General features: G+C 38.6%; 11 protein-coding genes. 2 read left to right on the plus strand and 9 right to left on the minus strand.

Annotated elements, in window-relative coordinates; genetic code table 11:
• Positions 1-19: 19 nt before the first annotated feature.
• The 3 genes from H8B21_RS14950 to H8B21_RS14960 are packed head-to-tail and all read right to left on the minus strand — an operon-like array spanning position 20 to position 3,499.
• The gene (locus tag H8B21_RS14950; protein ID WP_190314558.1) at positions 20-526 is read right to left on the minus strand and encodes a pyridoxamine 5'-phosphate oxidase family protein; all 507 of its coding nucleotides are present in this window, start codon (positions 524-526) and stop codon (positions 20-22) included.
• A gap of 59 nt (positions 527-585) precedes the next feature.
• A complete protein-coding gene (locus H8B21_RS14955) occupies positions 586-1,746 on the minus strand; it encodes a BaiN/RdsA family NAD(P)/FAD-dependent oxidoreductase (RefSeq protein ID WP_190314559.1) in 1,161 nt (386 codons plus the stop codon).
• A gap of 37 nt (positions 1,747-1,783) precedes the next feature.
• Positions 1,784-3,499: a hypothetical protein gene (locus H8B21_RS14960; RefSeq protein ID WP_190314560.1), complete on the minus strand. Its 1,716-nt coding sequence runs from the start codon at positions 3,497-3,499 to the stop codon at positions 1,784-1,786.
• Between the two features lie 252 nt (positions 3,500-3,751).
• Here H8B21_RS14960 and H8B21_RS14965 point away from each other — a divergent pair, with 252 nt between their 5' ends.
• Positions 3,752-4,870 (plus strand): Gfo/Idh/MocA family protein, encoded by a 1,119-nt coding sequence (locus tag H8B21_RS14965; RefSeq protein WP_190314561.1) that lies wholly within the window; start codon positions 3,752-3,754, stop codon positions 4,868-4,870.
• A 25-nt stretch (positions 4,871-4,895) separates the two neighbouring features.
• Positions 4,896-5,225: a hypothetical protein gene (locus H8B21_RS14970; RefSeq protein ID WP_190314562.1), complete on the plus strand. Its 330-nt coding sequence runs from the start codon at positions 4,896-4,898 to the stop codon at positions 5,223-5,225.
• Between the two features lie 50 nt (positions 5,226-5,275).
• On the opposite strand, the gene H8B21_RS14975 is transcribed toward H8B21_RS14970, so the two are convergent.
• The 6 genes from H8B21_RS14975 to H8B21_RS15000 all read right to left on the minus strand — a co-directional run bounded on the left by H8B21_RS14975 (position 5,276) and on the right by H8B21_RS15000 (position 12,060).
• The gene (locus tag H8B21_RS14975; protein ID WP_190314563.1) at positions 5,276-6,571 is read right to left on the minus strand and encodes a CotH kinase family protein; all 1,296 of its coding nucleotides are present in this window, start codon (positions 6,569-6,571) and stop codon (positions 5,276-5,278) included.
• A 22-nt stretch (positions 6,572-6,593) separates the two neighbouring features.
• Positions 6,594-6,770, minus strand: coding sequence for a hypothetical protein (locus H8B21_RS14980; protein ID WP_190314564.1), 177 nt, complete (start codon positions 6,768-6,770; stop codon positions 6,594-6,596).
• 447 nt (positions 6,771-7,217) lie between these two features.
• Positions 7,218-8,753, minus strand: coding sequence for a helix-turn-helix domain-containing protein (locus H8B21_RS14985; RefSeq protein WP_190314565.1), 1,536 nt, complete (start codon positions 8,751-8,753; stop codon positions 7,218-7,220).
• 59 nt (positions 8,754-8,812) lie between these two features.
• Positions 8,813-9,244: a hypothetical protein gene (locus H8B21_RS14990; RefSeq protein ID WP_190314566.1), complete on the minus strand. Its 432-nt coding sequence runs from the start codon at positions 9,242-9,244 to the stop codon at positions 8,813-8,815.
• A 178-nt stretch (positions 9,245-9,422) separates the two neighbouring features.
• Positions 9,423-9,908 (minus strand): DUF1573 domain-containing protein, encoded by a 486-nt coding sequence (locus H8B21_RS14995; RefSeq protein WP_190314567.1) that lies wholly within the window; start codon positions 9,906-9,908, stop codon positions 9,423-9,425.
• Positions 9,909-9,951: 43 nt separating this feature from the next.
• Positions 9,952-12,060 carry a DUF4838 domain-containing protein gene (locus H8B21_RS15000; protein ID WP_190314568.1) on the minus strand — a complete coding sequence of 703 codons (2,109 nt, stop codon included), beginning with the start codon at positions 12,058-12,060 and terminating at the stop codon, positions 9,952-9,954.
• Positions 12,061-12,075 lie beyond the last annotated feature (15 nt).

A 12,075-nucleotide genomic window follows, 5' to 3' on the forward strand; every position in this document is an offset into this window, starting at 1 on the left:
GATTGCGACGTTTAGATTTTTATATATTTAAATCACCTTGTTCGCCAGTTTCGATGTCTTTTCCCGTAATAGCGCGCGCCGCTACCTTAAAAAAGGTCACTAATTTATTTGATTTTGTGTCCCAATAGTGAGCTTCATCCGGAACAACCTTTAACACGCGTATACGGGGATCTTCTTTTCCGCGGTCAAACCAACCTTCGATCATCTTATTCCAATATTTTTCTATCCTTGCTTGGTCTTGACTAATTTCAGCAGCGCCATTGATACTAAGAAAACTATAATTGCGGACATCAGCATATAATAAGCTAACTTTAGCATTCTCCTGTAGATATTTATGCGTTTCACTTTCCGAAGAAAACAGGAACCATATATTCCCCTCCTCATCAACTTCCTGCCTGCTCATCGGAACAGCATGGATATAATCGATATCTTTTGGATATGTTCCTAACATACCGATATCAATCTGATCAACAATTTTCTTTAACTTCTCTATCGCTTCTTGGTTATAAAGATTTTCTGTGCTCATATTGTGTTATTTTATATTATTTATATAACAACGAGAAGCCGCTTTTGTTAAGATTTTTTTTACTTTATATTATCCGCCACCCATACACCGGAACTAAAGCAGGCTTGCAATAGATAGCCTCCTGTTGGTGCCTCCCAATCGAGCATTTCACCAACACAAAAAACATGAGGATATTTTATGAGTTCCAGAGAATTAGACAACTCCGCAAAAGAAACTCCCCCAGCTGTAGAAATAACCTCATCAATAGGTCTAAAAGAAACAACCTCAATCGGGAAATTCTTGATTGCAGATGCTAATTTGCCGGAATCGGTATACGTTTCTTTATCCAAAAATCGTAATAACTGTATTGTCGTCTGCGAGAACTTTAATCTGTCTCTAAGAATAGATGTTACATTTCCTTTGTTTTCGAGCACCTTTTCGATAGAAGCTACCGTATAAGCAGGTTTTAAATCTAAAAATAACTGGTTTGGAAACGACAACTTACGAAGAAAGCGATTTAGATAATAGACAGGAGCCCCTTCAATACCATATGAAGTGAATACTATCTCTCCCGATTTCTCGTGACCTGCAAATTTTAACTGAATATTTTTTAATACTTGGCCGGCAAGCGTGTAAAATTTATCTTTTGTATTCAGACCGGAGTTAGCAGGTTGAAGTGCATTAACCTGGATATCTTTTGCCTTAAATAGATTCACCCATTTTGCATCTGAACCTGTTTTAGACCAAGATCCCCCACCTAGCCCCAAAATTAATTTATAATAAGGGATCTGTATGTATTCGTTTTGCTGAACGAAGGTGATCTCTCTTTCATTAAAATCAACCATACGATGGCCATAGTGAATTTTTATACCGGCATCTGCTAATTTATTGAGTATAGCTTGTAATACGTGTATAGGCTTTATTCCTTTGGCTGGAAATATCTTACCAGAACTACCGATAAATGTCGGAATTCCCAATTTATCGAGCCACTCAACGGTCGCTTTGTTATTGAAATATTTCACGATACGTTGTATTTCGATCTTATCATAATTCCCGATAAACGTATCGATGTCTTCGCTATGCGTCAGGTTAAACCCACCATGACCAGCCACCAAAAATTTACGTGCAGCGGCCTTATTCTGCTCATAGATATGCACCTCAAATCCCTTTATTGCTAGCTGCTGCGCGGCTATTAATCCCGCAGGTCCCGTTCCAACGATAACAATAAGTGGTTTTGACATGCCACAAAAATAAGTAATTCTCTATAATCGGACAGCCCTATTCCCTTTCCTTCAGTTTCCGTTTGGTACTTTCGCTTAAACCGACCGTTTGCTGTAACCCTTCTTGAAGACTCTTCCAAATAGTTTTAAAGTGAGAATATTCGGGTACACGCTCGTAATCTACCTCTCCAATGTGATATACTTCATTTGCATCCGGATTACTATCATTGAGCAAAAGCTGGTTGATTAAGAAAGTGAGAATCCCGCGCTTTCCTCTTTTATTGGTTTCCTCATCCGGAGGGTATAAAAGATTCACTTTAAGTTGATCGTAATCAAAATAAAATTTGCCCCAATTTCTATAGTCATTTCCTTGCATGTCAAAGCGTATACGGCGTATATTACCTGAAGCAAACTGTAGATTGAGTAACGGTGTAATTATACGATTAAAGGCTGATATTTCCATGTTTCCCAATGTCCCTGCGTAAGAATGACGACCATCTTTGCTAAGCATATCGAAGCCAAATAAGGCATGCAATTTTCCTGACCCCATTAGGTTTGCCTGCAAATCTGCTCGCATGAATTTATCCTTTTCTAATTGACTTGTATCGTTGGTAACATTCGTCAGATGACCGTGCGCCTGTTGAAAAGTAAGAATACCTTCACGAAGGTATTTTCCGCTCATCTCATGATAGGAAAGATCTACATTTTTTACGAAAACGGTATCGAAACAAAAAGGTTGATTAACGGCCATTATTTTTTGATGTGGCGCCTCTCCTATCTTGTTTACATTATCTTTTTGAAAGCGTTTGTCTTTGTGAAAAGAGGTTTTACCCCCCATCACATATACATATCTAGATGAAATCCGCTGGCTATCGAATATCTCTCGAAATCGGATCTTTTCCAATCGAATAGTATCAAAGTCTAGAAAAATCAGCGCTTTATTCTCCTTATCATTCCGGAAATAATCCACTTTGCTAATCTTCGGTGCTAAGTTGATTTTAGTTAGCAATAGTTTGTCTTCCTTGCTATCTAACATCAGCCGATCAAAACCTACTTTATAAGGGCTGTTCGGAATCTCGTATTGAAACTTAGGAACATCTACTTGTAGCGCTTTAAAATAATAGAGTCGTGTGGAATCTTGTGCTGAGTTTTCGTCTACCAGAATATCATAAAATCGGAATTGTGCGCTGTCCGCTTTTATCTCGTTCGTATTACCGCTTTCTGTTTTTGAATACACGATATTAAAACGGTCTAGACTCACTTTATCTACTTGTATCGCCTTGAATGTCTCTTTAATACGGTCATACAACGAAGTAGTACTATCACGCTTGACTGTCTCGTTATAAACATGGGATTCAGTAAGCACGAGCAAGTCCGCTCCGCTCAATGCGACATGTCTGATAAATAACTTTTTGCGTATTAAAGCTGACCAGAGGCTCACACCTTCCACTTCTAAGGATTCTAATTTGACATGGAAACGATTATCTGGTGCGGTCTTCGACGCAATCTGCTCATGGTAAACTATTGAATCAGAAAACAGTTCTACATTCTTTAGACGGACAGTACCAGTTAAGATATGCAGCTCTATATCGTCATAAGTCAACGTATACAGACCCTTGCTCTTTTGTTGGACAACTTCTTCCAATTTTGCTTTGATTTTAGGCTTCCAATTACGTGCGTAATATCCACCTAATGACAATGCTATTATAAGCACTAATAGCAGAACCCCTCCTATCCACTTCCATGTACGAGGTATTGAACGTATATTTTCCATTATCCCGCTCAGCCTCATCTGGGTTTACGCGTTTCTTTCTTCTTTTGGCTCCTGATCACGAAGAAAATTCCAAGTGCAATAAACAGAACCGCAAATATAATCGGTAATACCATAGTCTTATCTGTTTTTAAATGAACATATTGAACCGTAAAAAGGTTTAGATTATTCGATTTTCACAAAGAAACCCACTTTTAAACCTTTTCTTCCTTTTATTGTTAACTATAAGATGATAAAACACTAAACTCGACCACTATGCGTACACGAAGAGACTTTCTCCAGAAGATTACTTATTCGGCCATGGCGTTACCTTTACTCCCTTCAGTATGGCAATTTGACTTATTTCGTTTTGATAGCGAACCCTATGATGGTCCCATTTTACGGGTGGCTATTATGGGGCTTGGTGGATATGGAACACGTGTTGCAGAGGCTATGAAGGCGTGCAAAAAAGCTAAATTGGTGGGTGTGATCAGCGGTACACCTGCGAAGGTTAAGGAATGGCAATCGAAATACCAAATTCCAGAGAAAAACTGCTACAATTACGAAAATTTTGATGACTTAAAGAATAATCCGGATATCGATGCGGTATATGTAATTACGCCGAATGCGCTGCATCATGATCAAGTCATACGAGCCGCTAAAGCTGGGAAACATGTGATTTGCGAGAAACCAATGGGTTTAAATGCCAAAGAGGGGGAAGAAATGGTTCAGGCATGTAAGGATGCTAACGTCAAGTTATTGGTGGGATATCGTCTGCACTTTGAACCAAAAACACTCGAAGTCGTCAAGATGAGAAAAAATGGTGATTTCGGTAAAATTCTTTTCTTCCAAGGACAGAGTGGTTTTCGGATTGGCGACCCTAACCAATGGAGATTGGATAAAGCGCTAGCTGGCGGAGGTTCTTTGATGGATATTGGGATTTATGCTGTCAATGGCGCCCGCTACATGGTCGGGGAAGAACCCATATGGGTGACGGCGCAGGAAATGAAGACAGACCCTGTAAAATTTAAGGAGGATGTGGATGAAACAATATTATTTCAACTGGGTTTTCCAAGCGGTGCCATATCTTCCTGCTTATCTACATATAATATGAATAATCTTGATCGATTTTTCTTGAACGGCGAAAAAGGTTTTGCGGAGATGCAACCCTCTACTGGTTACGGACCGATCGAAGGCCGAACGCATAAAGGCAAACTTACCCAACAGCACATTACCCATCAAACCTTACAAATGGAGGAGATGGCTTCTATTATCCTGGAGGGAAAAGAACCTATTATACCGGTTGACGGTGAAGAAGGCTTAAAAGATTTAAAAATAATAGATGCTATTTATAAATCCAGTAAAACAGGTGAGAAGGTTGAACTAACCCTTTGATCGTATAGAACAGATTAAACGCATTATGAATAATAAGAACATATCTTCCAACAATGCCTATCTCCCGGTGGCCTGGGAATACCGTGAGACCGTAGAAGAAGAGATCAAAAAAGCACGTAGGGGTAAAATATTCTTTTTTAACCATGACCAGCAGGTTGATGAGGCATTGGGACAAGTTGTTAAACTGGAAGAAAACAAATCCGAAGGTGTTTTTATATTATTGGATACGGGCATTAGAATAAGATTGGATCGGATTATTACATTGTTTGGGAAAGTAGGTGCTGCTTATGACGAATATGATGCATATGCTAATGCCTGCATGGATTGTATGGGTGGCTACGAAAAAGAGGATTAACCGTAAAGCGCGCAAGACCTAGTTTTACACGCTTTATGAAGCCGTGCCTTTTAAAGCTTGGACATCTCCCCATCGATATACTTCACACGTTTTCTAAGCCATGTTTTGAGGTCAGCTTTGCTTTTTCCTAAATCATCCTGTTCTCCAGCTTTCCAATCCCCTCGACGGTTTCCAAATCCCCACACTTCAAAGTCTTTCTTTTGTGATTCTCGGATCGTCGCCGCATAATGCTCGATGAAACTCATAAGTTCATCAAACTTCGTATTGCGATAATGTTTCCATGTATCATGATAAATTTTTCGCAATTCAGGATCTTTTAACAAGCGTTTATACAATTCAGATCCCGGACGATCGTCGTTTTCCGTTGTTAACGGTAATTCAACGTAATTGAAATAGAGATATGTTCTTTCATCTAGGCCAAAACCATAATCAAAATCCCATATGGGACCCATCGTAAATTTTCCACCGGATCTCTTGTGCATCATGGTGCTTCCGGGATGGTTAATTTCAGCATTCCTGGTCAAATTATTCACAATAAGAAAATTGATAAATTGTTGTTTGTCAAAAACGTTACCATAATTATTGTTAGGAAAATTGCTGGCAAATAGTAGGTCTTCAAAATTTTGAAATTCTTTTATGTGTTGATCGAATTGTGCCTGCGACTCCATATCTGGATCCTTTAGCATCACCGGTAAGTTCAAGTGGTTTGATTTGAACTGCCAAGGATCCTCATCGAAATACTTGTCCAACTCCCATAAAATACCGTCATCCCCAACATCAACCCGGTTCTTTTTTACCTCGATCTGTTGCGTCAAATTATAGTTCCCACGGTATTCACCATTGATAGTTAAGTCTACTGGAATAATGTCGTTTGTATAAGGCATGCCCAATTGTTTAGCAATTTTCATTGCCACTGCATTCGTCATGAATGTATAATCATAATAATTTGCCAATAACACCCAATCTTTTGCTTCTGGAAGTCCCAATACCTTCGCCGCCTCATCCAGCTTCAAACGGTACGGCTTTTTGGGGCGGCCCCAAGTTGAGTTTCCACGCCCCTTGATGCGCGTTCTTACAATAGATTCAGTTCCAATGTCATTATATTTTCCATTACCTTCGATTTGAATTTCAGCATACAGATACGTATCTTTCTCTATAACTTCTGCATTTCCATCTATGTTGATGTATATATGCGGAATAACAGCTGGTATTGACTCATCGAGGATGGGTAGTTCTTCTACATCATCAATTAAATCGTCGTCTGGCGCTTTTGTACATGCTAGAGCCAACAAAGCAATGCTTATGTAAGCAGGCCAATTCATAATTTGTTGTTTTTTAATCTTCATGTTCTTCGTTAGTATTTATAGATTATATATTTTTCAATTTTTTTGGAAAACGGTCTCCTAAGTGCCATTTCTTTAACCATTTTATCATGGTTCTTCTGTCTTTAACATAATACTTATGCATAGCTTCCTCCAAAAATAATTCGCCTGAAACAATAGCTTTTACTGCTTCTATTTCAATATCCTTTTTTGTCTTTTTCATGGTCTAATATCAGCTAGTCAACTCCTTCTTCTCATGAATCATAATTATCGTCATCGATCTATGTCTTTTATTATCCGAATAGAATGCGGTCAATAATCCCCTATTATTAAGGCTCTCCATTTCTTTTCAAATTAAGGAAGATGATACGGCCGGGGAGACCATACCATCATTCCAATCTACCTATGAAAATTATACCACTACTGGTAAAACATGTTGAGCAAACAAATACTATCTTTTCTTGATAAAAGACATCACAAAAGTAGGTTAACTATTCGTGAATCTATGTCTCAAAACCCTGTCTCAAATCCTATTTCCCTAATTAAAAAACAATCAAACAAAAATGAAAAATATTGAATAACAACACGTTAACTATAAAATAAACACATCATCCATAGCGTCATATTTTCGCCAAAGAGAAAGACTTTCAGTGGAGTGAGCAATTGATCCTCAACCTCTACCTAATTCTTTCTTTCGAAAGTGTACAAATGCAGAGGGAGGCAAACCAGTTTCTGCTTTAAATGCAATGGAGAATTTGCTGAGGTTGGCAAAACCACTCATATCTGCCAGATGTGCCAGTTTATAATCGAGGAGCGCTGGGTCTGCCTTGATACGATTTATAATGAACTGTATACGACAAGATTGAATATAACTGTAGAAATCTTTTCCCCTATATTTCCTAATAATATAAGAAACATAGCGTTGATTTGTATTCAGTGATCTCGCGATAGAACTAAGTGAAATATTTTTATCTAAAAAATAAAGTTCCTCTTCGTATCGATCTATATCTCTTAATAAACGCTGCTCCGTTTCTTTAGACATGTTAATATCCCTTATCTCACCGTTATCTGTGTTCAATAGTTCGGGATTTTTGGATGTGATACGTTCATCGTCTTCCATGACGGCATCAGTAGATTTAGTTCTGCGGAGAAAAAAGACATATAGAGCCAAAAATATAGCCATAATAGCCAAACAAAATAATGTAATCACCGCTATTTTAAACTTACTTCTATAGCTTTCTTTAGCGTTGTACATTTCCTCGAAAAGTTCATCTGACACTCTTCTAGCTTCCCTCTCTTGTTCATCTTTTATTTTTGTCAATAGATCTTCATATCTTTTGCCATTATCGATATCGCCTATTTTCCAATAATATTTCGTGAACGTACGATAAACATTTGCCTTCAACTCCTCAAATCCGCTTGTTTCCAAATAAGGTGCAGCACGCCCTAAATATTCCTTGGCTTTTGCAACACTGTCTTGGGCTAAAGCTATTTCTGCCAATCCCCGAAAAATGTACGGCTTCAAGTTGCTTTCTTCATCTCCGATCTGCTTCAGGGACGACTGATACATCTTCTCAGCCTCTTTTAAACTCCCTAAATAAAGATAACATAATCCCAAAAGCTGATGGTTAGTAGCTTTAATCAATCTCGAATGTTTGTCCTCTTCTCCGCTAAAAGTTATAAATTTACTTGCCTTCAATACAGCATTTTCAGCTTTTTCATAATCCCCTGCAGCCATAGCCTGAAACGCCCGTTCATGAAAAATATTGATTTTCGTCAGGATGTGCATTGGGTTATCCACGAGCTTGTTATTTGCTTCCTCTGCCTGATTGATGTACCGTGCGGCAGCTTTAAGTAAGCCTACTTCCCGAAATGAAGTGGATAAAAAGCCAGCTGTACCAGCTTGCCACGTGGGATTAAGGGAAGCTTTCGCTATTTCATCTGCATATGTAGCCTGCTGAATGGCAAAAGCCCTCTCTTCCAGATTCTTATGTATATTGGCGGAAAGCATATATGCTTTTGCCCGTTCTTCATCTGTCTTCGCGACGTTTAAAAGCGAGTCAGACACACGCCTTGCTTGTTGAATATCGGTTGCAATCAGCGACACCGAAACTTCTACATAACGTTCATTAAAACTCTTTTTCTGTGCATATGCTAGGTTAATAATACTCCAGAAAAAATAACATAAAATTACTTTTTTTCTCATGCTAACTAGGTTGAATAATGTCCTTGTCAGTACAGGACATTATTCACGTCCTATGCCGATCAGTTGAAAAGAAAAAAATAACCCATTATCATAATAGATGCTAGTGTAATGGCCAACATCACATAGTTAAGCCCGGTCCCTATGGATAATCCAGCTATCGCCTTTTCTTCTACTTTCTTTTGATTTCCTTTGTCGTTATCCCTCTGGTGAAAATCTTCCCATGCCCGCAGATTATTTGTATCGACAACCACTCCCTTGGTCTTTTCAACTTCGCGACGCAGATGCAATAACGCAATTTGAGTAGACAAAAAACCCACTTCATTTCCCTTTACATCCTGCCGATTCAAAAAACTTTCAAGCGCCTTGTCGGGATCAACATCAATTGAAAAACGTGAATCAGGGCAATGTTTATTCATAGCCATTTCTAATTCACTTTCTATATTTATCAATACATTTAATAGCTCCTTAGGATCATAGATGTCTATATTCATACAAAGTTGGGTAATTAAGTTAACCGATATTTTACATAATCGATTGAAAAATATAACACTTACCCACTTGCAACAAATATAATGCCCAATAAATTTCCAGGAGTGTCAAAAACACCCTCAGACTATCTACATCGATTTTAATCCCAAAGGACTACAATGTATCTCTTTGAGTTACAAACTATCTGTTTTCATGTATGCTTTTATCAAAATCTTCATCCATATAATATCCTTTATTATTCTCGTCCCCATCTACAAATCGTTTAAATCCGCCTTCTGCATCAACCTCCTCTTTGTACAGCTCTTCGTAGTCTTTCGTATACATGGCATTTGGCACTACATTAATATCAAATTCGATTTCCTGTATTTCCCCCGACACAAAATTTCCATAGAGTGTTACATAATGTTTTACATATCCTACATTCTTTGAACTATTATAACTCAACGTTAATAGACGTTCTTTTCCTGGTGGAACGCTAAATGTATTTTTATCATCATTGACTTTTAGACAGCCACATGAAGTTATGATATCAGTTATCATTAATGGGTGCTCACCCGTATTCTTCAGGTTAAAAGAAATATCTTTCTGCTGCCCCGCCAGAATAGGATAATAATGTCGTTTATTATCTTTTATTTCCACGGTCGTTTTTTTATCGGCTAAATTCATACACCCGACAGACGTCCATACACAGACCATGCACATTATCATTTTAAAATAGTTGTATTTCATCACAAGCAATAACTGAATTTTCAATTTGTTTACTCTTTCGAATTTTTATCTGTAGTTTTTCACCTGACTTCAGGTTTATGGGAAATTCCATATATGCCATATTCCCTTGGTATTTATACGATTTCCCGGATACCTTTCCTTGGCTTACGCCTGCTTTTAATATCTCGACTTCCGCTGGGGCGAGCATCCTATGTCGTTGATTAATTAGAAAGCGTAGCCTCACCTTTTTTATATTGTCAATTTCGCTTCCGATCTCTCCTTCGACCTCTATATCTTTTGAACTCAGGAACCAACCTTGATTAAAGTCTGAAGAAAACCCCAAAACTTGGTCGCCCAGTAAGTCTCCCTCTTCCAATATCTCTCTTTTATTTAATTCCGTCACCCGGAGATCAGACAAACGCTTATTTGAGCCTACATTTGTTTTTAACAATCTCTCCCATTCACTGACGTAAGTTGCTATCTCACCTTGACTTTCTTTATATTTTTTCAAATCCTCGTATTTTTGATAGCCTTTCAATCTATTAAATGGTTGGCTTACGTTATCAGATACTTTCCAGCCGTTTGTGTTTTTCTCTAAAAACCCATTCACAGAATACCCTCCGTGATACAAAACCTGAAGATAGGTGTAGCTCCATGCAGTCAGAAGCTTATCAATCCGATTCCGCTCTTCGCCATCCAGACGGAGCAGTGCTTTACGCAATGTCTCGTATAATTGTAAGAATTCCTTACTATTAAAAAAGAGCCTTTCTGCGTTACGAAACGACGTATAGATGGGAAGTTCCTTATTTCCAGATATCCCTTGATGTTCTAACGTCAGATAATAAGACGACAGGTATTCGTTCGTCACGGGGTAGAACCGTTGAAAATAATCTTTGACAAGCCGCTCTACGGATAATGACGAATCGTGCAACAGCGCCGCCATGGCATACGTTTTTACATCATCAAAAGATGAATAGTCATAACCGCTTCCATTGAGGAACATACCATTAACACCTTGTGCCATAAAAAAAGGAAGATTAGACTGTAGACGTGACAATACAGGGTAAGGTGTTAGATAGTCATCAAAATTCGAGACATAATCCCAGATATAGATATTGCCTGTTTTTTCTTTCCATGCGCTTAATAGTCTCACAAATGCGTGTACGCTGACATCATTGCTTTCCAAAGCAGGACGTTTTGGCAAATCTATGGTACTGACGAACACACCACTATTACTTTCCATCGGAATATCTGGCGCTTCCGCTGTAGTTAGGTAAGCCATGGTAAAGAAATAGTGCTTCGGAAATTCCTTCGCCAATCTGTTAAGCAGTCTAACAACCGAACCTGTCGCCATATTGGACGTATTGCCTGCCTTTTTACATGCGGAGCAGGTGCAGACCAATTCATTGTCATTCGGCGCAATCATAAACCACTTTGAGCTTTCTTTCCCATCTCCGTATTCGTCTATGACGAAATTTTTTATTGCCTTAAATGTAGATTCCGAAGAAAAACAGAACTGTTGTTTGTTGCGCTTTCCGTCTACCCAGGCGTAGGAACTATCTTCTGCCCCATCTACGAAAACCTTTTCCAGATTATGTCCCCAAAGCCCCCAATCCTTATCTACACTATGGGTTCCCAACGTACCCGCATAATCTGGATCGGTATTAGGTAGGAGGTGCGGCTCCCGGTATCGCATAGTAAATTTCCCTACGCCACTTTGAAAGTCAATATAGCCCGGTGCCAAATCAGAGACATCAATATGATTATGAAATGCGGCCATCCTATCGATAAGCATATAGCTTAGCCAAACCATCGTTGCCTTATCTTTTCCAAAAATAGATAACCTGCCTTCTTCATTTTTTATCTCGTAATCATCTGCTAGATCTGGAACAATTTCTAAATAAACTGTTTCACCTTTATATTCTCTATTTGTATCATCACTCCGCGTAATTTGGAATGTTCCATCTTTCTGCACCCGTTTTAACAGATGGTTGTATAAATAATCGGCTGCATCCGCACTCCACTTATCTCCGTTGGAAGAAATAAGGAAATCGTGTTTTGAAAAATCAAAGGTTGGCTTTCCCTTACCTATACAGCTGCCATAAAGCATTAGAATCGACAGTAC

Origin of the sequence: Sphingobacterium chuzhouense (assembly GCF_014692525.1) — a bacterium.
GTDB classification, from domain to species: domain Bacteria; phylum Bacteroidota; class Bacteroidia; order Sphingobacteriales; family Sphingobacteriaceae; genus Sphingobacterium; species Sphingobacterium chuzhouense.